Here is a 20640-nt window from a genome sequence, read left to right on the forward strand (position 1 = left end):
CACCGTCCTCGACCTGGACTACCGGCCCATGTTCTGGGAGTCCCCGGACGAGGCGGGCCGCTGGGCGGGCGAGGCGCTCGAACACGCCACGGTCGCCGTCGGCAACCTCGCCGAGTGCGAGGTCGCGGTGGGGGAGAGCGACCCGGTGAAGGCCGCCCGCGCGCTGCTCGACCGGGGCGTCCGCCTCGCCGTCGTCAAGCGCGGACCGGACGGCGTCCTCGCGGTCGCCGCCGACGGCCGGACCGCCGAGGCGCCGCCGGTGCCGGTCGAGGTCGTCAACGGCCTCGGCGCCGGCGACGCGTTCGGCGGCGCCCTCTGCCACGGGCTGCTCGCCGGATGGGACCTCCCGCGCGTGATCGGGTTCGCCAACCGGGCCGGCGCGATCGTCGCGTCCCGGCTCGCCTGCTCGGCCGCCATGCCCACCCCCGCCGAGATGGCGGAGCCGGCGGTGACGCCGTGACCCTCGACACCGAGACCCCGCCCGGGCCGTCGCGGGCCGGGCGGATCGCGGCGCTCGCCGAGACGCGCGCCGTCCGCCCCCAGTCCATCGCCGAGGCCGCCGCCCGCCGCACCCGCCGCCCGTCCCTGCTCGGCCCGACCGGGCGGCTCATGCTGATCGCCGCCGACCACCCGGCGCGCGGCGCGCTCGCCGCCGGCGGCGACCCGCTCGCCATGGCCGACCGCGGCGAGCTCCTCGACCGGCTGTGCACGGCGCTGGAGCGCCCCGGCGTGGACGGCGTCCTCGCCACCCCGGACGTCGTGGAGGACCTGCTGCTCCTCGGCGCCCTCGACGACCGGATCGTGATCGGCTCGATGAACCGGGGCGGCCTCGCCGGCGCGTCCTTCGAGATCGACGACCGCTTCACCGCCTACAGCGCCGACGCGATCGCCGCGTCCCGCCTCGACGGCGGCAAGGTCCTGCTGCGCGTCGACGACGCCGACCCGGCGACCCCGCGCACGCTGGAGGGCTGCGCCCGCGCGGTGTCGGAGCTCGCCGGGCACGGCCTGATGGCCATGGTGGAGCCGTTCATCTCCCGCCGGGTGGACGGCCGGGTCCGCAACGACCTCACCCCGGAGGCGATGATCCGCGCGATCTCGATCGCGTCCGCGCTGGGCACGACCTCCGCGCGGACCTGGCTGAAGGTCCCGGTCGTCCCGGACATGGAACGCGTGATGGCCGCCTCGACCCTGCCCGCCCTGCTGCTCGGCGGCGAGGTCGCCGACGACCCGCGCGCCGCCCGCGACGGCTGGCGCCGCGCGATGCGGCTGCCGACCGTCCGGGGCCTGGTCGTCGGCCGCTCCCTTCTTTACCCTGCCGACGGCGATGTGGCCGGAGCCGTGGACGCAGCAGTGGAGGTCATGTGAGCACGAGACTGACGGTGGCGCAGGCGGTCGTCCGCTTCCTGGCCGCGCAGTACAGCGAGCGGGACGGCGAGGAGCGGCGGTTCTTCGCCGGCTGCTTCGGGATCTTCGGGCACGGCAACGTCGCCGGCCTGGGCCAGGCGCTGCTGGAGCACGCCGACGGCCTGCCCTACTACATGTCGCGCAACGAGCAGGCGATGGTGCATGCGGCGTCGGGCTACGCGCGGATGACCGACCGGCTGTCGACGTTCGCGTGCACGACGTCGATCGGGCCGGGCGCGACCAACATGGTGACCGGCGCGGCGCTGGCGACCGTCAACCGGCTGCCGGTGCTGCTGCTGCCGGGCGACATCTTCGCCACCCGCGCAGCCAACCCGGTGCTGCAGGAGCTGGAGGACGCCCGCTCCTACGACGTGTCGGTCAACGACTGCTTCAAGCCCGTGTCGAAGTACTGGGACCGCGTCAACCGTCCCGAGCAGCTGCCGAGCGCGCTGCTGGCGGCCATGCGCGTCCTTACCGACCCGGCCGAGACCGGGGCCGTCACGCTGGCCCTGCCGCAGGACGTCCAGGCGGAGGCGTTCGACTGGCCGGACGAGCTGTTCGCCCGGCGCGTCTGGCGCATCCCGCGCCCCGTCCCCGAACCGGCCGCGCTGGAGGAGGCCGCCGAAATCCTGCGGAGCGCCGAACGCCCGCTCATCATCGCGGGCGGCGGTGTCATCTACTCCCGGGCCACCGACGACCTGCGTGCCTTCGCCGAGCACACCGGCATCCCGGTGGCCGAAACGCAGGCGGGCAAGGGCTCGCTGCCCTGGGACCACGAATGCTCGGTCGGCGCGATCGGCGCGACGGGTACGACGGCCGCGAACGCGCTCGCCCGTGAGGCCGACGTGGTGCTGGGCATCGGGACCCGCTACAGCGACTTCACCACGGCGTCCCACAGCCTGTTCGCCGACCCCGCCGTCCGCTTCGTCAACGTCAACGTAGCGCGCCCCGACGCCGCCAAGCTCGCCGGCACGGCCGTCGTCGCCGACGCCAGGGAGGCGCTCCGAGCGCTCGGCGCGGCGCTCGACGGCCACTCCGTCCCGGACGCGTATCGCGAGCGGGGGCGGGAGCTGGTCGGGCGGTGGAACGCCGTCGTCGACGCGGCCTTCGCGGAGCGGCGGGACGGGCTGCCCGCGCAGGCGGAGGTCATCGGCGTCGTCAACGAGGTGTCGGGGCCGCGGGACGTGGTGGTGTGCGCGGCCGGGTCCATGCCCGGCGACCTGCACAAGCTGTGGCGGACCCGCGACCCCAAGGGCTACCACGTCGAGTACGGCTACTCCTGCATGGGCTACGAGATCGCCGGCGGCCTCGGCGTGAAGATGGCCGCGCCCGACCGCGAGGTCTTCGTCATGGTCGGCGACGGCTCGTACCTGATGATGGCGCAGGAGCTGGCCACGGCCGTCGCCGAGGGCGTCAAGCTCATCGTCGTCCTCGTCCAGAACCACGGCTACGCGTCCATCGGGAACCTGTCCGAGAGCGTCGGCGCGGAGCGGTTCGGCACCCGCTACCGCGCCCGGACCGACACCGGCCTGGACGGCGGCACCCTGCCCGTCGACCTCGCCGCGAACGCCGCCAGCCTCGGCGCGGACGTGCTCCGCGCTGAGGGCGCCGACGGGTTCCGCGACGCGCTGCGCAAGGCCGTCGGCTCCCCGCGCACCACCGTCGTCCACGTGGAGACCGACCCGCTCGCCCCCGCCCCGGACAGCGGGGCCTGGTGGGACGTGCCCGTCGCGGAGGTGTCGGCGCTGGCGTCCACCGCGCAGGCCCGCGCCCGCTACGACGACGACAAGAAGACCCAGCGCCGCTACCTGTGAGAGGAACCCCCATGCGCTCGATTCAGCACCGGATCGGCGGTGTCCCGGTCGGCGGGAGCGCCGCGGCGCCCGTCCACGACCCCGCGACCGGCCAGCAGACCGCCGAGGTCGTCCTCGGCCGCCGCGCCGAGGTGGACGCCGCCGTCGGCGCCGCCGCACGCGCCTTCGAGTCGTGGCGGGACGTGTCGCTGACCCGGCGCGCCCGCATCATGTTCGCGCTGCGCGACCTGCTGGAGAAGCACGAGGACGAGCTGGCCCGGCTGGTCACCGCCGAGCACGGGAAGGTCCTGGACGACGCGCGCGGCGAGGTCGTCCGCGGCCGGGAGGTCGTCGAGTTCGCCTGCGGCATCCCGCAGACGCTCAAGGGCGAGTACTCCGACCAGGTGTCGTCGGACGTCGACGCGTTCTCGTTCCGGCAGCCGCTCGGCGTGTGCGCGGGCGTCGTCCCGTTCAACTTCCCGGTGATGGTGCCGCTGTGGATGCACCCGATCGCGATCGCGTGCGGGAACGCGTTCGTGTTGAAGCCGAGCGAGCGCGTCCCGTCCGCGTCGAACCTGGTCGCCGAGCTGTACGCCGAGGCCGGCCTGCCGGACGGGGTGTTCAACGTCCTGCACGGCGACGCCGAGACCGCCGACGCGCTGATCACGCACCCGGGCGTGGCGGCGGTGTCGTTCGTCGGGTCCACGCCCGTCGCCCGGCACGTCCACGAGGCGGCGAGCACCGCCGGCAAGCGGGTGCAGGCCCTCGGCGGCGCCAAGAACCACGCGGTCGTCATGCCGGACGCCGACCTCGACCTCGCCGCCGACCAGATCACCGCGGCGGCGTACGGGTCCGCCGGGCAGCGCTGCATGGCGATCTCGGTGGCGGTCGCCGTCGGGGACGCCGCCGACCCGCTCATCGACCGGCTCGCCGACCGGGCCCGCGCGATCAAGGTCGGGCCGGGCGCCGACCCGTCCAGCGAGATGGGCCCGCTGATCAGCGAGGCCGCGCGGGAGCGCGTCAGCGGGCACGTCGAGGCGGCGGCGCGGGCGGGCGCCAAGCTCGTCGTGGACGGACGCGGCCGCCCCGGCCCCGGCTTCTTCGTCGGCCCCTGCCTGCTCGACGGCGTCACCACCGACATGCCCGCCTACGAGCAGGAGATCTTCGGCCCGGTCCTGGTGGTGCTGCGCGCCGAGACCCTCGACGAGGCGATCGCGCTGGTCAACGCCAACCCCTACGGCAACGGGACGGCGATCTTCACCTCGTCCGGCGCGGCGGCGCGGCGGTACCAGCGGTCCGTGCACGTCGGCATGATCGGGGTGAACGTGCCCATCCCGGTGCCGATGGCGTTCTACTCGTTCGGCGGATGGAAGGCGTCGCTGTTCGGCGACACCCACGTCCACGGGCCCGAGGGCGTCCGGTTCTACACGCGCGCGAAGGCCGTCACGTCCCGCTGGCCGGAGCCCGCCATGGCCGGAGAGGCGCCCGCGATGGCCTTCCCCACGGCCCGCTGACCCAAGATTGTCCTGGGGTTTTCCCGTCCGGCCCATGATCGTTCACCGCCGGTTCAGGGACGGCGGCCAGCCTCCTGCGTGATCCCCCCACGTGAAGGAGTGCCCATGTCCGTGACCCGTCGCGGAGTCGTCAAGGGCGGCGCGGCCGGCGCGCTGTCCATCGCCCTCGCCGGAAGCCTGGAGGGAATCTTCCAGACCTCCGCGGGCGCCGACACCGGGGAGGCGTACGGCTACGGCCCGCTCGTCCCCGACCCCAAGGGCGTCCTGGACCTGCCCAAGGGCTTCTCGTACAAGCAGCTGTCGGTGGAAGGCGACCCCATCTCCGACGGCGTCGTCGTCCCGGGGCACCACGACGGGATGGCCACCTTCCCCGGCAGCAGGCACGGCCGGACCCGGCTCGTCCGCAACCACGAGCAGGGCACCAACGGCACCCGCGCCGTCGCGCCCGCCGAGCTGACCTACGACCCGGCCGTCAACGGCGGCACCACCACGCTGGAGGTCGACAGCCGCGGCAACCTGCTGTCGCAGTACGTCAGCCTCGCCGGGACGGCGGTCAACTGCGCCGGCGGCCGCACCCCGTGGGGGACCTGGCTGACCTGCGAGGAGACCGAGGGCGTCAAGGGCGAGACCAAGACCCACGGCTGGGTGTTCGAGGTCGACCCGCACGGCCGGCGCACCGAGCCCGTCCCGCTGACCGGCCTCGGCCGCTTCTCGCACGAGGCCGTCGCCGTCGACCCGCACACGCTCACCGCCTACCTCACCGAGGACGCGTCCGGGCCGTTCGGGCTGTTCTACCGGTTCCGCCCCCGCGCGCACCGCGGCGGCTACCACGCCTACCTGCGGGGCGGGAAGCTGGAGGCGATGAACGTGCGCGGCGTCCCGGACCTGTCGCTCGTCACCGAGCCGGGCACGCGGCTGCGCGTCCAGTGGCTGGACGTCCCGGACCCGTCCGCGAAGCAGACGTCCGTCCGCAAGCAGTTCGACACGATCACCCGCAGCCAGAAGCTCGAAGGCGCCTGGTGGGGGCACGGCAAGGCGTACTTCGTCGCGAGCTTCTCCCACTCCGGCGACGGCGCCGCCCGCGACCACGCCGGGCAGGTCTGGACCTACGACCCGCGCCGCAACGAGATCGAGCTGCAGCTGATCTTCAAGCCGGGCGGCCGGTTCGACGGCCCCGACAACATCACCGTGTCCCCGTACGGGGGCGGCGTGATCCTGGCCGAGGACGGCGACGGCGAGCAGTACCTCGTCGGCACCACCCGCAAGAACAGGCCGTTCGCGATGGCCCGCAACGCCCTCAACGGCAGCGAGTTCACCGGCGTCACGTTCTCCCCGGACGGACGCATCCTGTTCGCCAACCGCCAGTCCGATCCGGGCGCCACGTTCGCCATCACCGGCCCCTGGCACCGGCTCAGGGGTTAGGCGAGCCCCCGGCGGGCGACGGTGGGCGGCCGGGTGCCCTGGATGGACGCCACCATGTCGAGCACCTGGCGCATCCCGTCCGCCTGCGAGTCCGGCACACGGAAGTACGTCACTCCCAGCCACGCGTAGACGGACGCCGCGGCGAGCAGCCCGGGATCGGGCTCCCGCGCGTCCGTCTCCAGCGTGACGAGCACGGCGCCCCCGGAGGCGGCGAGCCGCTCCACCCGGCTCGCCGGGGGCGCCGTGCCCGCGTCCACGGCGCCGTCCGGAACCGGCGCGTCCGGTGGAAGGACCATCCGCTCTTGCATGCCCATGCCGCCAAGCGTGGCACGATCGGAGTCCGGGGATCGTCCTTCAGGGGGACGCGGGAAGATCGGAGCATGATGGTGACCGTGGTGCTCGTCCTGGCCGGCGTGGCCGTGCTGGGCGCCGTCGTCGTCCTCGCCATGGGCCGGGGCGGCGAGCTGGCCGAGACCCATCCGGACTACCCCCGGCTCCAGGTGGACGCCGAGGGCCGTCCCGTCCTGGGGCCGGACGGGACGAGGCTCCGCCTCCCCGCGACGATCTGGGGCTACCAGATGCAGGTGACGGACGAGGCCGTCAGCCGCCTGACCGCCGCCCTGCGCGAGCGCGACGCCCGCGTGGCCGACCTCGAACGCCAGCTGCACGAGCTCCGCGGCCGCGCCGGGGAGCCGGCGATCGGCGCGCTGCACGGCCTGGACGAGCCCGGCGACGGCGTGCTGCTCCGCAAGGAGACCGTGCCCGTCGAGGACGAGCCCGCCCGCAACGAGGAGCACCGGTGAGCCGGGTCGCCGTGCACGCGGAGGCCGTGTCCGGCGCCCCGGCCGAGCGCGTCTTCGACGTGCTGACCGACTGGCCGCGCCACGCCGAGTGGATGCCGTTCACCAGCGCGGAAGGCGGCGACAAGGTCGGCGACGAACTCCGCGCCCGGACGGGCATCGGCCCGGTCGGCTTCCTCGACACCATGATCATCACCGACTGGCGGGACGGCCGCCGCGTCGCCGTCCGGCACACCGGCCGCCTGGTGCGCGGCGAGGCGTGGTTCAAGGTCGTCCCCGAGGGGGACGGCAGCCGCGTCGTCTGGGCGGAGCGCATCGACCTGCCGCTGGGCGTCCTGGGCCGCGCCGGCTGGCTGGTCGCGGGCCCGGTGGTGAAGGCGTTCCTGACCCTCGGCCTGCGCCGCCTCGCCGCTCTGTCGGAGGCATGAGGTAGAACGGCCGGGTGAGCACCGCGATTCTGGGTGAGGACGGTCTGAGGCGCTGCCCGTGGGGCATGTCGACGCCCGACTACATCGCCTACCACGACGACGAGTGGGGCCGTCCCGTCCGCGACGACCTGGGGATCTACGAGAAGCTCTGCCTGGAGGCGTTCCAGTCGGGGCTCTCCTGGCTGACGATCCTGCGCAAGCGCGAGAGCTTCCGCGCCGCCTTCCACGGCTTCGACCCCGAGAAGGTCGCCGCGTTCGGCGCCGGCGACGTCGAGCGCCTGATGGCCGACGCCGCCATCGTCCGGAACCGGGCGAAGATCGAGGCGGCGATCGCCAACGCCCGCGCCGCCCTCGACCTCCCCGGCGGCCTCGCCGCGACCGCCTGGCGCTACGCCGACCCCGACTCCCCGGCCTACGCCGACACGGCCGACGTCCCCGCCTACACCGACGCCTCGAAGGCCCTGTCCAAGGAGCTGAAGAGGCACGGCTTCCGCTTCGTCGGCCCCACCACGGCCTACGCCCTCATGCAGGCCTGCGGCCTGGTGAACGACCACCTCACCGACTGCGCCTTCCGCTGATCGCCCGGCCCGCCGACCGCCCGCCGTCACTCGGCCTTGGTGGCTTCGAGGATGGGGACGGCGGCGGCGCGGCGGGACGGGAGGGCGGAGGTCGCGAGGGTGACGGTCGCGGCGCCGGCGATGACCGCCGGGAACAGCCACCAGGGCGGGTTCGGGGACAGGACCGAGCTGCCCGTCGCGACGTGCATCAGGTAGACGGTGCCCAGGGCGGTGCCGATGCCCAGGAGGCTGCCCAGCAGGACGACGGTGGCGGCCTCCCAGCGGACGATCGACTTGATCTGCGTCATCGTCGCGCCGACCGCGCCGAGCAGGCCGAACTCGCGGGTGCGTTCGGCGACGCTCATCGACACGGTGGTCGCCATCCCGAAGAGGGCGAGGACGAGCGCCATGCCGATGAAGCCGTAGATGACCCGCATGCCCTTCGTCATCGCACCGGCCGCCGTCTTCACATAGGCCGACTCGTCGAGCACCTTGACGCCCGGAGTGCCGGCGAACGCGTGGGAGAGGGCCTGCTCGGAGCCGCCCCGGACGAGGACGACCTGGGTCGACGCGTCCGGGTCCAGGCGGTCCATGGTCGCGGACGAGACGACCGCCTGGTCGGCGAACAGGTGGGACGGGTCGTGGTAGGCGGCCGCGACCCTGAGCGGGATCCGGCCCTGGGCGCCGCGGACCACGATCCGCTGACCCTTCTTGATCTTCTGCCCCTTCATGATCGTGGACGTGAGGGCGATCTCGCCGTCGCGGAGGCGGGGCAGGTGCCCGCCCAGCTTGAGGACGGACGGCAGCGTCGCCTGGTCGGCGCCCGTCACGGTCAGGTAGACCGGCTCCGGGGGCTCCTCCGGCGACGGGCGCCCGGGCGGGGGATCGACGAGCTTGATGTCCGACACCGTGAGCGCCGCCGCGGCGGACACGCCGGGCACCGCGGCGGCCTTCGCCGCCGCGTCGCGGGGGAGCGGCGCCGGTCCGTTCGAGGTCGTCCCGGTCGCGGTGACCGCGTGCTCGGCGAGCATCACCCGGTTCCCGGTCGCGTCGAACCGCGCGTCCACCGACAGGACGGTCAGCGCGGTCGCGCCGACCAGCGCGACGCCGAGCATGAGCGACGAGGCGGCCGACGACACCCGGCGCGGGCTGCGGGTGATGGTGGCGCGGGCCAGCCGGCCCGCCTCGCCGCTGACGGCCGTCCCGACGCGCCCGACCAGGCCGCCGAGCGGGCCGACGAAGAACGGGGCGAGGACGGCGAGCGCGGCCGCCGTCGTCATGCAGCCCATGAGGATCATCACGCAGACGCCGACGGTGCGGTCGGGGCCGGGCGGCTCCTCGTGCCTGATCCCGAAGACGCCGCCGAAGAAGATCCACGCGCAGGCGAAGACCGCGAACGCGCCCAGCAGGCGCGGCCCGCGGCGGCCCGGCGTGTCGGCGCTCGCGGCCCGCAGCGCCTGCATCGGCGAGATGCGCGCGGCGCGGCGCGCGGCCCGCCACGCGGCGAGCTGGGTGACGAGGATCCCGGCCGCGGCGGGCGCGGCGAGCGCGATCCAGCCGAACTGCGCGTCGGCGGCGGAGATGTCGAAGCCGTCCTCGGCGAACAGCCGGGTGAGCAGCCCCGACACCGGGTAGCCGAGCAGCACGCCGCCGGCCGAGGCCACGGCGCCGAGGGCGAGGGCCTCCCACCGGATCAGCCGCTTGATCTGCCGGGGCGTCGCGCCGATCGCGCTGAGCAGCGCCAGCCGCCGGGTCCGCTGCCGGACGAGCGTGCCGAACGTGTTGGCGACGACGAACAGCCCGACGAACACCGCCACGGACGAGAGCGTCCCGATGGCCCCGCCGATCGAGGCCCCGGCGCCCTCCAGGTCGGCCGACTGGGCGTTCCGCACGCCGGCGGCGGTGCGGACGGTGACGTCCTGGCCGAGGTCGCGGGCCAGGTCGGCGCGGAGCCGCCGCGCCTGGACGCCCGGCGCCGCCTTCACCCACACGCTCTGCCACGTCCCGCCGGGCAGGCCCGCGGCCCGCTGGACGGTCGCGGGCGCCGCCAGCAGCAGATCGCCGCTCGCGACGGCGCTGTGCCCCTGCACCGTGACGATCCCGACGATCTTGAGGGTGCGGTTCTGCTTCGGCAGCGTGACCCTCAGCGGGTCGCCGACGTCCAGCTTCCCGGCCCGCGCCACGTGCCGGGTGACCGCGACCTCGTCGTCGGCCGCCGGGGCGCGCCCCGACTCCAGGCGGTAGGGGTTCAGCCGGGCGTCGGAGGGCCACGGCCGCAGCGTGGTCCCCGCCCCGGCCGGGGGCAGGACGAGCTTGCCGTCGGAGCCGTTCGCGGAGACCGGGACCATCGCGTCCCCGGCGACCGCCGCGACCCCCGGCCGCCCCGCCACCGACCCCAGCGCCACCTGGCCGTCCGGGGCCGCGTAGGGGTCGTCGGCGTCGACCGAGCCGCCCTGGACGAGCACGTCGGCGCGGGAGTACTCGCTGGCGTCGCTGCCCGACACGGCCTCCTGCGCCCGCAGCGTGAACTGCAGCGAGCCCGCGATCAGCCCGATCGAGAACACCGCCGCGAGCAGCGTGGCCGCCAGCCGCATCCAGCCCTCGGCGAACGAGCGGCGCGCGATGAGCCACACGGCGTCAGCCCTCCATCCGGCGCATCACGGCGTGCACCTGGTCGATGGCGGGGGAGAGCAGCTCGTGCACGATCATGCCGTCGGCGAGGAACAGCACCCGGTCGGCGTGCGCCGCGGCGCCCGGGTCGTGCGTCACCATGATCACGGTCTGGCCGTAGGCGTCCACCGCGCGGCGCAGGAACCCCAGCACCTCGGCGCCGGACCGGGAGTCGAGGTTGCCGGTCGGCTCGTCGGCGAACAGCACCTCCGGCCGGGTCAGCAGCGCCCGCGCCACCGCGACCCGCTGCTGCTGCCCGCCGGACAGCTCGCTCGGCCGGTGCGACAGCCGCTCCCGCAGCCCCAGCGCGTCCACGATCGTGTCGAACCACTGCCGGTCGGCGCGCCGGTTCCCGAGCCGCCCGGTCAGCCGGATGTTCTCCTCCGCCGTCAGCATCGGCAGCAGGTTGAACGACTGGAACACGAACCCGAGCCGGTCGCGGCGCAGCTTCGTCAGCCGGGTCCGGGACAGCCCGGTGATGTCGACGCCGCCGATCAGCACCGACCCGGACGAGACGGTGTCCAGCCCGGCCATGCAGTGCAGGAACGTCGACTTCCCGGACCCGGACGGCCCCATGATCGCGGTGAACCGGCCGCGCGGGAACGCCGCCGAGACGCCGCGCAGCGCGGTCACCGCATGCTCGCCCGTCCCGTAGGACTTGACGACGCCGCGGGCGACGGCGGCGTGGTCGTGGACCTGCCCGGCGGGGGTGCGGCGGTTGTCTGGGTCATGCCTCAAGCAAACCGCCGGCGCCCACCCGGCCGCATTGGCGCAGACTCCCCGGCCGCTACGGGGGGAAGCCCCACCACCGGCCTACCGCTGCCCCTGCCGCCGGCCCCGCCGCGCGGCCGCCGTCAGCGGCCTTCGAACACCGGCTCCTGCTTCTTCAGGAACGCCTCGGTCGCGTTCTTGTGGTCGCTGGTCTCGGCGCACTCGTCCTGCAGCTCGGCCTCCCGCTCCAGCGCGGACGCCAGGTCGTGCGTCGCCGCGTGGTCGAGCGCCGCCTTCACCGCGCCGTAGGAGACCGTCGGGCCGGCCGCGAGCCGCCGCGCCAGCTCCACCGCGGCCGGGGCCAGCTCGTCGGCCGGGACGACCCGGTTCACCAGGCCCAGCTCCAGCGCCCGCTCGGCCTTCACCGGCTCGCCGAGCAGCAGCAGCTCCGCGGCCTTCGCGCGGCCGACGAGGCGCTGCAGCGTCCACGACATGCCGCTGTCGGGCGCGAGCCCGATCCCGGTGAACGCCGTCGCGAACCGGGCCCTGTCGGACGCGACGATCAGGTCGCAGGCGAACGCCAGCGACGCGCCCGCCCCCGCCGCCACGCCGTTCACCGCCGCGACCACCGGCTTCCGCATCCCGGCGAGGGCCAGCACGGTCGGGTTGTAGTGCCCGCGGACGGTGCCGTCCAGGCCCTTCCCGGCGGCGAGGTTGGCGGCGTGCTCCCGCAGGTCCTGGCCCGCGCAGAAGGCCCGGCCCGCACCGGTCAGGATCACCGCGCGGGCGGCCGGATCGGCGGCGGCGCGCACCACCGTCGCGCGCAGCAGCTCCTTCATCTCGGCGGTCAGCGAGTTCATCCCGTCCGGGCGGTTCAGTGTGATCGTCCCCACACCGTCGGTCACGTCGTACAGCACGGTCTCAGACATCGTCGTCCTCCTCGTTTCGCCCGCAGATCCTCCCATCTTCCGATCTGGAGGCTGATCGTTACCACTTCGCGCCCGGAAGACGAGATAATGGACCACTACTGATGACGCGGATGCGACACGCGGCCACGCGGCCAAGGGTGTGCGAGGCCGCGGCCCTACGCAGGAAGGGGATGCACGCATGGCGGCGATGAAGCCGCGGACGGGAGACGGTCCGCTCGAAGTGACCAAGGAGGGGCGCGGGATCGTCATGCGGGTTCCCCTCGAAGGCGGCGGCCGCCTCGTGGTCGAACTCTCCGCCGACGAGGCCAAGGAGCTCGGCGACGCGCTCAAGGACGTCGTGGGCTGACGGCTCCACCGCTCCCGGCCTGTTGGTGACGGTCCCGGCGACGCCGCCGGGGCCCTTGCCATTTCCGCACGTCCTTCACGCGCGCGGCGGCACCGCGCGCGCGGTGCGCGCACGGCGCCCGCACCGGCTCCTACCTGGGGGGATCATCGGCATGCCCATCGAGACCCGCGTCCACGGCGCCGCCGGCACCGTGTCGCAGACCGCGGCCGACCTGGGGGCGGAGGCGATGGCGGTCCCCGTCCGCACCGGCCCCGTCGCGCCCGCGGCGGAGGCCGCCGCCGGGCTGCCCTTCACGCTGGACGAGCTGCTGGAGCTGCACGAGGCCAAGGGGGAGCCGGGGGAGATCACCGCGACCCAGGTCCGCGTCGGCGACCGGATCCGCGAGCTGCTGCTGTACGGGGTGGGCGACGCGGCCCCGGCCGACCTGCGCAGGGCCGGCGCCGCGCTGGCCCGCCGCGGCAGGGGCCGGACGGCGCTCGTCGCGGGCGTCCCCGACGGCGATCTCGCCGCGTTCGTCGAGGGCGCGCTGCTCGCGTCCTACGAGTTCAAGATCGGCGCCGCGCCCGCCAAGAAGGCGCTCGGCGCCCTCGCCGTGCTGACCGAGGCCGGGCCGGAGGCCGCCGCCCCGGCCATCGAGCGGGGCACCGCGCGGGCGCGGGCCACCGCGCTCGCCCGTGATCTCGCCAACACCCCCTCCGCCGAGAAGGACCCGTCCTGGCTCGCCGCCAGGGCCGAGCAGGTCGCCGCCGAGGCGGGCCTCGACGTCCGGGTGCGCGGCGAGAAGGAGCTGGCCGAGGGCGGTTTCGGCGGGCTGCTCGCCGTCGGCGGCGGATCCGCGCGCCCGCCCCGCCTCATCGAGCTCTCCTACCGGCCGGACGAGCCGGACGAGCAGGCCGGCCGGCACGTCGTGCTGGTCGGCAAGGGCATCACCTTCGACAGCGGCGGCCTGTCGCTGAAGCCCAACGAGGGCATGAAGACGATGAAGACCGACATGGCCGGCGGCGCCGCGGTCATCGCCGCCATGAGCGCGCTGCGCGGCCTCGGCGTCCGCGCCCGCGTCACCGGCCTGGTCGCGGCGGCGGAGAACATGCCGTCCGGGTCGTCGATGCGCCCCGGCGACGTGATCGGCCACTTCGGCGGGACGACCTCGGAGGTGCTGAACACCGACGCCGAGGGGCGGCTCGTCCTCGCCGACGCGCTGGCCTACGCCGACGCCGAGCTCGCCCCCGACGCGATCGTCGACGTCGCCACCCTCACCGGCGCCGCGAAGGTCGCGCTCGGCCTGCGGCACGCGGCGCTGTTCGCCACCGACGACGCCCTCGCCGACGCGCTCACCCGCGCCGGCGCGGCGGCCGGCGAGCCGGTGTGGCGGCTCCCGCTCACCGGCGACTACCGCGCCGCGATCGACTCCGACGTCGCCGACGTCGCCAACATCGGGCGCGGCGGCTACGGCGCCGGCTCCATCACGGCGGCGCTGTTCCTGCGCGAGTTCACCGGCGGCCGCCCCTGGGCGCACCTCGACATCGCCGGGCCGGGCCGCGCGGCCTCCGCCGACGCCGAGCTCACCCGCGGCGCGACCGGCTTCGGCGTCCGGCTGCTGCTGGACTGGCTGGCCGCCTGACCGCCCGGCCGCCCGGCGGTCACTTCGTGCGGCGGTCGATCACCGGGACGCCGCGGCGCCGCCGGGCCTCCTTGACGATCTCCGGGAGCGTCGCGTCCCAGCCCGGCTCCACCGCGAAGCACCACGGGACGGCCGCCGCCGTGGACGGGACGTCCCGCATCGTCAGCGCCACCAGCCGCGGCCGCTCCGCCGTCCGCGCCATCTCCGCCAGCTCCGGGGCCGGCAGGAACACCAGGTAGTCCTGCTCGCCGCGCCGGGTGCCGGCCATCCCGCGGCGCAGCGCCGCGATCCCGGCCACCTCGTCCCACGGCAGCGTGCGCCCCGACGAGCGCGGCAGCGGCCAGCGCGCCGGGCGGCGCACCCCGTCGCCGTCCAGCACCAGGACGGGGCGGCGCGCCAGCATCCCGCCCGCCGACAGCAGCAGGCCCGCCCCGAACAGGACGAGCCCCGCGACCCCGAGCACCATGAACGTGACGCTCCCCACACCGGCGCCGCGCACCACGCCGCTCGTGATGAACCCCACGGACGCCAGGAACAGGATGAGGAACGCCACCGCCTGCCAGACCCCGCGCCAGGTCACCCGGTTCCGCACCGCGAACGGCTCGCGCGTCCCGGCCGTCTCCATCGGCTCGCTCAGGCGCGCTTGACGGCGCACAGCAGCCCGTCGCCGACCGGGATCAGCAGCGGGACGAGCCGGTCGTCGTCCCGGATCATCCGGTGCACCTCGCGGATCGCCTCGGTGTCCGGGTCGCGGTGCGCGGGGTCGGCGACCCGGTCGTGCCACAGCGCGTTGTCGAACGCGACCACGCCGCCGGGACGCAGCAGCCGCAGCGCGTCCGTCAGGTACTCGGGGTACTCCCGCTTGTCGGCGTCGCAGAACACCATGTCGTAGGCGCCGTCGGTGAGCCGCGGCAGCACCTCCAGCGCCGGCCCGCTGATCATCCGGGTGCGGAAGCCGGACAGCCCCGCCTCCCGGTAGGCGAGCTTGGCCAGCCGCTGGTTCTCGGGCTCGATGTCCACGCTCGTCAGCACCGCGTCCTTCGGCATGCCGCGCATCAGCCACACGCCGGACACGCCGCACCCGGAGCCGACTTCCACCACCGTCCGGGCGCCGATCAGGGTCGCGAGGAAGCGCAGCGCCGCACCGCCGGCGGGGCCGATCGGGGTCGCGCCGACCTCCTGGCCGCGCCGCCTGGCGGCGAGCAGCGCCTCGTCTTCGGGGAGGTAATCCTCCACATAGGCCCGGGTGGCCTGAATGGCGTCGATGGCTGCCTCCTCGCGGGACCCCCGCATGCCTCATGCTGGAAAGACCATATCGTTGACAGGGAACCGTCCGGCGTTTCAGCGCGTTGTATGGAGTGAAAGCGGGAGTACGCACACAGCAGGCCAGAGACAGCGTTGGTTCACGAACCGCCCCAGCCCAGGCGAGACCGTGCCGTTCCAAGGCGAGACCTTGGCTCACGAGAGAGGAACAGCCCGGCACCATGGGAGTCGCAGCACTGAGTTTCAGAAGCGCTGTGGGGGTCGGCGCCCGGCAGGGGCTGGGGAACGCCGCTCGCACCCGCGAGAACGCACCCGAGGCGGAGTGGGCGCCGCCGTCCTGGGACGAGGTCGTGCGCGAGCACTCCGCGCGCGTCTACCGGCTCGCCTACCGGCTGACCGGTAACCAGCACGACGCCGAGGACCTCACCCAGGAGGTCTTCGTCCGCGTGTTCCGATCGCTGTCGAACTACACGCCCGGAACGTTCGAGGGCTGGCTGCACCGCATCACCACGAACCTGTTCCTCGACATGGCGCGGCGCCGCCAGCGCATCCGCTTCGAGGGCCTCGCCGACGACGCCGCCGAGCGCCTCCAGGGCCGCGAGCCGACCCCGGCGCAGGCGTTCGACGACACCAACTTCGACGCCGACGTCCAGGCCGCCCTCGACGCGCTCGCGCCCGAGTACCGCGCGGCCGTCGTGCTGTGCGACATCGAGGGGCTGTCCTACGAGGAGATCTCCGCGACGCTCGGGGTGAAGCTCGGCACCGTGCGCAGCCGCATCCACCGGGGGCGGGCGCAGCTGCGCGCCGCGCTGGAGCACCGCGCGCCGACCCGGCGCCGACCCGGCACCAGGAACGAGTACCAGGCGGCCGAGGCGCGCGACGCCGCGGCCGGCGGCGAGGCCGCGGCGCCGGCGGGGGGCCTGCGCGCGGCGGGCGGCGCGCTGCCGCAGCCGGGCGGCGCGTAGAGCCGTACATGGACGCGCGCGGGGCGGGACCGCGCGCCCGACCGAGAATTGGAATCGACGGAGGCGGCGTGAGTTGTCTGGGGGAGCGTCTGACCGCTCTGGTCGACGATGAGCTGGGGCACGAGGAGCGCGACCGCGTACTCGCCCATCTCGCGGGATGCGCTCAGTGCCGGGCCGAGGTCGCCGAGCTGCGCCTCCTCAAGGGGCGGCTGCGGGGCCTGTCCGAGCTTCCCGCCGCCGACGGCACCGACGACCTGCCCACCCCCGACTTCCTGACCCGGCTGCGCTCGCTGCCCGCCGGCGCCCCCGAGGCGCCCGCGCCCGCCGACGTCCCGCCCGGGCCGCCCCCGGCCCCGCCGCCGCACCGCCCCGCCCGGCCGCTGCGATCATCGGCCCGCCCGGTGCGGAACGCTCCCGCCGCGCGCCCGCGCGACAACCGCCCCGCCGGGCGCGCCGCCGTGCACGCCCATCCGCGCCGCCGCGCCCTCGTCGTCGGCGCCGCCACGCTCGTCATCGGCCTCGGCACCGCCTCCTACGCCGCCGGCGGGCGGCAGGAGGCGCCCACCGTCACGCCCGCCTTCGACCGGTTCGCCGTGGAGCACGCGCTGACCTCCGGGGACGCGCCGCTCACCGACCCGCTGACCGACCCGGTCTACCAGGTACAGGTCTCGCCGGGGCCGTGACCGCACCGACCGCGAGCGGCCTTGCGGGCGGCCGGCGGAGCCGGCGGTACGCCGTCCTGGCCTGCGGGATCGTGGGAGCGCTCGCGGTCGCCGGGCTGCTGTCCGGCGACCCCGCCGCCGTCCGCCGCGTCCGCAGCGACCCCGGCGCGGTCGGGCTGCTGCGCGCCGCCGCCGACGCCGCGCAGCGCGTCCCGTACCAGGGGCGCCGCTTCCTCACCACGTGGAACCGCGACCGGTCCGCCACGTCCCGCGTCAGCGTGACCCACCGGCCCGGCGAGGGCATCCGCTACCGGTCCGGGACGAGCGGCGCCGGGTACCGGCCCGAGTCCGCCGCCGGGGACACCACCGGCTTCACCCGCGACACCCTCGCCCTGCTCACCCGCAACTACTCGGTGGTGCGCGCCGGGGACTCCGTCGTCTGCGGCCGCGCGGCGCGCGTCGTCGAGGCCCGCCGGCCGGACGGCAGCCCCGCCGGGCGCTTCTGGATCGACCGCGAGACCGGGCTGATGCTGCACCGCGAGCTGATCGACGCCACCGGCCGCCCCGTGGTCGTCACCGGGTTCAGCGAGATCAGCTTCACCATGCCGCCGGCGGAGAACCCCGTGCTCGGCCGGCCCCGGGGCGGGCTGCTGCGCTTCCCCGGGGCCGGCGTCGGCGAGCCGGCCGCGGGCACCGGCGCCGCGTCCGGCGCGAGCGCGTGGGGCGAGCGGCTGGACCGCGCCGCCATCGACGGGCTGCGCGACCGCGGCTGGCCCGTCCCGCCGGACCTGCCCGGCCGCCTCACCCTCTACGACGTGCGCCGCGAGAACGGCGGCGGCACCGTCCACCTCAGCTACTCCGACGGCCTCGCCGCCGTCTCGGTGTTCGTGCAGCGCGGCCGGCTCGACGAGCGCGGCATGGCCGGCTGGCAGAAGACCTTCCGCCGCGGCCGGACGGTCTTCCGGCGCGAGGGGCTGCGCCGCTGGGCCGTGTCCGCCGGGAAGGGCTACGTGTACACCGTGCTGACCGACGCCCCGCAGAGCACCGCGGACGCGGTCGCGGTGAGCATGCCGCACGGCCCCGCCGACACGTTCTGGACGCGCGTCTCCCGGGGCGCGCGGCGCCTGGCCTCGTCGGCGAATCCGTTCGACTGACCCGGGATGAGCGTATTGAATTCAGGTCTTATGCTCGCCACATGCCTTTCGGGGCAGCATGAGCACGGATGACGAGGACCATGCTCGGTAGGAGAGATGGGGATGACGGAAGACAACCGCGGGCCGGTCAGGGCGCCCTCGGAGGACGACGAGGTCGCCTCCGGACAGGAGCCCGGACGGCAGGAGGCGGCGGCTCCCCCCGAGACGGTGACCGACCAGGAGATCCCGCCGGCGCAGCCGGCGGACGACCCTGAGCCGGCGGCGGAGACCGGCGCCCCGCGGCCGTCGGACGACCCCGAACCCGACCACGAGCCCGGCCACGAGGGCGACCGCCTGGTGGCCGGCGGGTTCGCGCCGCCGGACTCGCTCGGGAACCCGCCCGACACCAGCGAGGACGTCCTCTCGCGCGGCGCCGCCCCCGGCATGGGGCCGCAGGAGGTGCCGCTGCAGGACGTCCCGCCGCGCGACATGCCGCAGCCTCCGCCGCCCGTCGCGCTGGACAAGCCCGCCGACGACGACCGCCCGCGGCCCGGCTTCGTCCCGCACAACCAGGACCCGCGCGCCGCGCAGGGCGGCCCGCACGGCGGCTGGCCGCACCAGTCGCACCAGGGCCCGCCGCCCCCGGGCGCCCAGCCGCCGCTCGCGCCGCCGCCCGCGCCGCTCGGCGGCCCCCCGCCCGGCGGCCCGGGACCGCGCCCCATGGCCGGCTACGGGATGCCGCCCGGCGGCACCGGGCCGAACTGGGCGCCGGTGCCGGCGATGCCGTCGTCCTCGCGCGGCGGCCCGGGCCTCGGGCTCCTCGCGGTCGTCGCGCTGATCGTCGCGCTCGTCGCGGGCGCGCTCGGCGCCGGGATCGGCGTCATCGCCACCAACGGCGACGACGACGGCGGCGCGGTCAGCCTCGGCGGCGGCAACGGCAGCGACACCAAGGTGCAGAGCCGCCCGCCCGACTCCGTCGCCGGCGTGGCGCAGCGGGTGCTGCCCAGCGTCGTGATGATCCGCGTGCAGTCCGCGCAGGGCGAGGTCGGCGGCACCGGCTTCATCGTCAACGGCGGCTACGTCATCACCAACAACCACGTCGTCGCCGGCTCCGGCGGCGGGCAGATCCAGATCGTCTTCAACGACAAGAAGACGCTGCCCGCGACCGTCAAGGGCGCCGACCCGAGCTCCGACGTCGCCGTCCTCAGGCCGGAGGGCCGGCACTCGCTGCCGCCGCTGCCGCTCGGCGACTCCAGCAAGATCGCCGTGGGCGACCCGGTGATCGCGATCGGCTCGCCGCTGGGCCTGCAGGGCTCGGTCACCACCGGCATCGTCAGCTCGCTGAACCGCGCCGTGCCCACCCAGGGCGAGGGCGGCGGCGACGCGTCCTACCTCAACGCGATCCAGACCGACGCGGCCATCAACCCCGGCAACTCCGGCGGCCCGCTGGTCGACGCGAAGGGCCGCGTGATCGGCATCAACACCGCGATCGCGACGCTCGGCGGCCAGTCCCTCGGCGGCGAGCAGCAGAGCGGCAGCATCGGCCTCGGCTTCGCGATCCCGATCAACCAGGGCAAGCGGGTCGCCGAGGAGATCATCCGCAACGGCACCGTCCGGCAGGCCAAGCTCGGCGTCTTCCCCGACCCGCGCTACCAGGACGGCGGCGCCCGGATCATGTCGACGCCCGTCAACGGGCAGGACCCGGTGGTCAAGGGCGGCCCGGCGGACAAGGCCGGGCTGAAGCCCGGCGACGTCATCACCAAGATCGACGACAAGCCGATCGAGGACGCCACCGACCTCATCGCGCAGATCCGCAGCCGCGCCCCCGGCGACCAGATCAAGGTCACCTACGAGCGCGACGGCAAGGAGAGCACGGTCCAGGTCACGCTGGGCGCCGACTGACCGGCGCCGAGATCCGCGGGGTCCGGTTCGTCCGGGCTCGGGATACGCTGAGGGGGCCGGTCCGCGCGGACCGGCCCCTGACGGTTTTCGGAGGACGGGTTGTTCGACGTCGGACTCGGTGAGATGGCGGTGCTCGTCGTCCTCGCCCTGGTCATCTTCGGCGACAAGCTGCCGCAGGTCGCCGGCCAGGCGGGACGCATGCTGCGGCAGCTCCGGCAGATGGCCGACAGCGCCAAGGCGGACCTCCAGGAAGGTCTCGGGCCGGAGTTCAAGGACTTCGACCTGAACGACCTCAACCCCAAGACGTTCGTCCGCAAGCACCTGTTCGAGGACGACGACACCTACCCGTCCGCCAAGGGCACGAACGGCTCCGCCCTCTTCGACGACGAGCCCGCCTACGCCACCAGCGCCGGCGCCCTCGGCCCCGACGAGCGCCCGCCCTTCGACAACGAGGCGACTTAATTTCCCAGGGGGGCGACCCCCTGGAACCCCCGTTAGCGACGCAGGCGATCCTCGCTCC

Annotated in this window: 21 protein-coding genes; 15 read left to right on the forward strand and 6 right to left on the reverse strand. The window is 75.1% G+C overall.

The features are described from left to right. The 5 genes from ACIWVC_RS28710 to ACIWVC_RS28730 all read left to right on the forward strand — a co-directional run. A partial coding sequence (locus ACIWVC_RS28710) for a PfkB family carbohydrate kinase (protein WP_396454806.1) occupies positions 1-460 on the forward strand: 460 nt, incomplete at its 5' end. Continuing rightward, positions 457-1365, forward strand: coding sequence for an aldolase (locus ACIWVC_RS28715; protein ID WP_396452531.1), 909 nt, complete (start codon positions 457-459; stop codon positions 1363-1365). The genes ACIWVC_RS28710 and ACIWVC_RS28715, both read left to right, overlap by 4 nt. Beyond that, positions 1362-3218, forward strand: a complete 1857-nt coding sequence (gene iolD / locus ACIWVC_RS28720; RefSeq protein WP_396452530.1) for a 3D-(3,5/4)-trihydroxycyclohexane-1,2-dione acylhydrolase (decyclizing) — start codon at positions 1362-1364, stop codon at positions 3216-3218. Before ACIWVC_RS28715 ends, iolD begins: the two co-directional genes overlap by 4 nt. A gap of 11 nt (positions 3219-3229) precedes the next feature. Further along, entirely contained in the window at positions 3230-4711 is a 1482-nt protein-coding gene (locus tag ACIWVC_RS28725) for a CoA-acylating methylmalonate-semialdehyde dehydrogenase (RefSeq protein WP_396452528.1), read from the forward strand. Between the two features lie 105 nt (positions 4712-4816). After that, positions 4817-6133, forward strand: coding sequence for an alkaline phosphatase PhoX (locus tag ACIWVC_RS28730; RefSeq protein ID WP_396452526.1), 1317 nt, complete (start codon positions 4817-4819; stop codon positions 6131-6133). Here ACIWVC_RS28730 and ACIWVC_RS28735 read toward each other — a convergent pair. Continuing rightward, entirely contained in the window at positions 6130-6447 is a 318-nt protein-coding gene (locus tag ACIWVC_RS28735) for a hypothetical protein (protein ID WP_396454807.1), read from the reverse strand. The two genes, ACIWVC_RS28730 and ACIWVC_RS28735, sit on opposite strands and share 4 nt — an antisense overlap. A 66-nt stretch (positions 6448-6513) precedes the next feature. Here ACIWVC_RS28735 and ACIWVC_RS28740 point away from each other — a divergent pair, with 66 nt between their 5' ends. Genes ACIWVC_RS28740 through ACIWVC_RS28750 form a run of 3 tightly spaced genes read left to right on the forward strand, consistent with a single transcriptional unit; the run spans position 6514 to position 7939 of the window. Next, positions 6514-6936 (forward strand): hypothetical protein, encoded by a 423-nt coding sequence (locus ACIWVC_RS28740; RefSeq protein ID WP_396452145.1) that lies wholly within the window; start codon positions 6514-6516, stop codon positions 6934-6936. After that, a complete protein-coding gene (locus ACIWVC_RS28745) occupies positions 6933-7361 on the forward strand; it encodes an SRPBCC family protein (RefSeq protein ID WP_396454808.1) in 429 nt (142 codons plus the stop codon). The genes ACIWVC_RS28740 and ACIWVC_RS28745 overlap by 4 nt, the downstream gene beginning before the upstream one ends. Before the next feature lie 14 nt (positions 7362-7375). Then, positions 7376-7939 (forward strand): DNA-3-methyladenine glycosylase I, encoded by a 564-nt coding sequence (locus tag ACIWVC_RS28750; RefSeq protein ID WP_396452148.1) that lies wholly within the window; start codon positions 7376-7378, stop codon positions 7937-7939. Positions 7940-7965: 26 nt separating this feature from the next. On the opposite strand, the gene ACIWVC_RS28755 is transcribed toward ACIWVC_RS28750, so the two are convergent. The 3 genes from ACIWVC_RS28755 to ACIWVC_RS28765 all read right to left on the reverse strand — a co-directional run bounded on the left by ACIWVC_RS28755 (position 7966) and on the right by ACIWVC_RS28765 (position 12228). Further along, positions 7966-10551, reverse strand: a complete 2586-nt coding sequence (locus ACIWVC_RS28755; RefSeq protein WP_396454809.1) for an FtsX-like permease family protein — start codon at positions 10549-10551, stop codon at positions 7966-7968. Positions 10552-10555: 4 nt separating this feature from the next. After that, on the reverse strand, positions 10556-11326 hold the full coding sequence (locus ACIWVC_RS28760) for an ABC transporter ATP-binding protein (RefSeq protein ID WP_396452152.1): 771 nt from the start codon (positions 11324-11326) through the stop codon (positions 10556-10558). Positions 11327-11442: 116 nt separating this feature from the next. Next, positions 11443-12228, reverse strand: a complete 786-nt coding sequence (locus tag ACIWVC_RS28765; protein WP_396452154.1) for an enoyl-CoA hydratase-related protein — start codon at positions 12226-12228, stop codon at positions 11443-11445. A 178-nt stretch (positions 12229-12406) separates the two neighbouring features. Here ACIWVC_RS28765 and ACIWVC_RS28770 point away from each other — a divergent pair, with 178 nt between their 5' ends. Together ACIWVC_RS28770 and ACIWVC_RS28775 are read left to right on the forward strand one after the other, a co-directional pair. After that, complete coding sequence (locus ACIWVC_RS28770) at positions 12407-12574, forward strand: DUF3117 domain-containing protein (protein WP_285698573.1); 168 nt, start codon at positions 12407-12409, stop codon at positions 12572-12574. A gap of 151 nt (positions 12575-12725) precedes the next feature. Next, on the forward strand, positions 12726-14195 hold the full coding sequence (locus tag ACIWVC_RS28775) for a leucyl aminopeptidase (protein WP_396452156.1): 1470 nt from the start codon (positions 12726-12728) through the stop codon (positions 14193-14195). Between the two features lie 19 nt (positions 14196-14214). Here ACIWVC_RS28775 and ACIWVC_RS28780 read toward each other — a convergent pair whose 3' ends face one another. Both ACIWVC_RS28780 and ACIWVC_RS28785 read right to left on the reverse strand, forming a co-directional pair. Next, positions 14215-14820: a hypothetical protein gene (locus ACIWVC_RS28780; protein WP_396452157.1), complete on the reverse strand. Its 606-nt coding sequence runs from the start codon at positions 14818-14820 to the stop codon at positions 14215-14217. Positions 14821-14828: 8 nt separating this feature from the next. Then, on the reverse strand, positions 14829-15488 hold the full coding sequence (locus tag ACIWVC_RS28785) for an O-methyltransferase (protein ID WP_396452159.1): 660 nt from the start codon (positions 15486-15488) through the stop codon (positions 14829-14831). Between the two features lie 191 nt (positions 15489-15679). Between ACIWVC_RS28785 and sigE the strand changes: the two genes are divergently transcribed. From sigE to ACIWVC_RS28810, 5 genes are all read left to right on the forward strand, one after another. Beyond that, positions 15680-16423, forward strand: a complete 744-nt coding sequence (gene sigE, locus ACIWVC_RS28790; protein WP_396454810.1) for an RNA polymerase sigma factor SigE — start codon at positions 15680-15682, stop codon at positions 16421-16423. A gap of 68 nt (positions 16424-16491) precedes the next feature. Then, positions 16492-17106 (forward strand): anti-sigma factor family protein, encoded by a 615-nt coding sequence (locus tag ACIWVC_RS28795; RefSeq protein WP_396452162.1) that lies wholly within the window; start codon positions 16492-16494, stop codon positions 17104-17106. Further along, a complete protein-coding gene (locus ACIWVC_RS28800; RefSeq protein ID WP_396452164.1) occupies positions 17103-18239 on the forward strand; it encodes a sigma-E factor regulatory protein RseB domain-containing protein in 1137 nt (378 codons plus the stop codon). The genes ACIWVC_RS28795 and ACIWVC_RS28800 overlap by 4 nt, the downstream gene beginning before the upstream one ends. A gap of 102 nt (positions 18240-18341) precedes the next feature. Then, positions 18342-20120 (forward strand): trypsin-like peptidase domain-containing protein, encoded by a 1779-nt coding sequence (locus ACIWVC_RS28805; protein ID WP_396454811.1) that lies wholly within the window; start codon positions 18342-18344, stop codon positions 20118-20120. Positions 20121-20219: 99 nt separating this feature from the next. Continuing rightward, entirely contained in the window at positions 20220-20582 is a 363-nt protein-coding gene (locus ACIWVC_RS28810; protein WP_396452167.1) for a sec-independent translocase, read from the forward strand. Positions 20583-20640 lie beyond the last annotated feature (58 nt).

The sequence above is a fragment of the Actinomadura sp. genome, from assembly GCF_044508335.1.
Classification (GTDB): Bacteria; Actinomycetota; Actinomycetes; order Streptosporangiales; family Streptosporangiaceae; genus Spirillospora.

What these genes read in the sequence shown, in the direction of transcription:
- ACIWVC_RS28725 (WP_396452528.1), top strand. Translation starts at nt 3,230, where the DNA reads ATGCGCTCGATTCAGCACCGGATCGGCGGTGTCCCGGTCGGCGGGAGC.
- ACIWVC_RS28730 (WP_396452526.1), top strand. Translation starts at nt 4,817, where the DNA reads ATGTCCGTGACCCGTCGCGGAGTCGTCAAGGGCGGCGCGGCCGGCGCG.
- ACIWVC_RS28785 (WP_396452159.1), bottom strand. Translation starts at nt 15,488, where the DNA reads ATGCGGGGGTCCCGCGAGGAGGCAGCCATCGACGCCATTCAGGCCACC.
- ACIWVC_RS28740 (WP_396452145.1), top strand. Translation starts at nt 6,514, where the DNA reads ATGATGGTGACCGTGGTGCTCGTCCTGGCCGGCGTGGCCGTGCTGGGC.
- sigE (WP_396454810.1), top strand. Translation starts at nt 15,680, where the DNA reads ATGGGAGTCGCAGCACTGAGTTTCAGAAGCGCTGTGGGGGTCGGCGCC.
- ACIWVC_RS28805 (WP_396454811.1), top strand. Translation starts at nt 18,342, where the DNA reads ATGACGGAAGACAACCGCGGGCCGGTCAGGGCGCCCTCGGAGGACGAC.
- ACIWVC_RS28780 (WP_396452157.1), bottom strand. Translation starts at nt 14,820, where the DNA reads ATGGAGACGGCCGGGACGCGCGAGCCGTTCGCGGTGCGGAACCGGGTG.
- ACIWVC_RS28735 (WP_396454807.1), bottom strand. Translation starts at nt 6,447, where the DNA reads ATGGGCATGCAAGAGCGGATGGTCCTTCCACCGGACGCGCCGGTTCCG.
- ACIWVC_RS28765 (WP_396452154.1), bottom strand. Translation starts at nt 12,228, where the DNA reads ATGTCTGAGACCGTGCTGTACGACGTGACCGACGGTGTGGGGACGATC.
- ACIWVC_RS28770 (WP_285698573.1), top strand. Translation starts at nt 12,407, where the DNA reads ATGGCGGCGATGAAGCCGCGGACGGGAGACGGTCCGCTCGAAGTGACC.
- ACIWVC_RS28775 (WP_396452156.1), top strand. Translation starts at nt 12,726, where the DNA reads ATGCCCATCGAGACCCGCGTCCACGGCGCCGCCGGCACCGTGTCGCAG.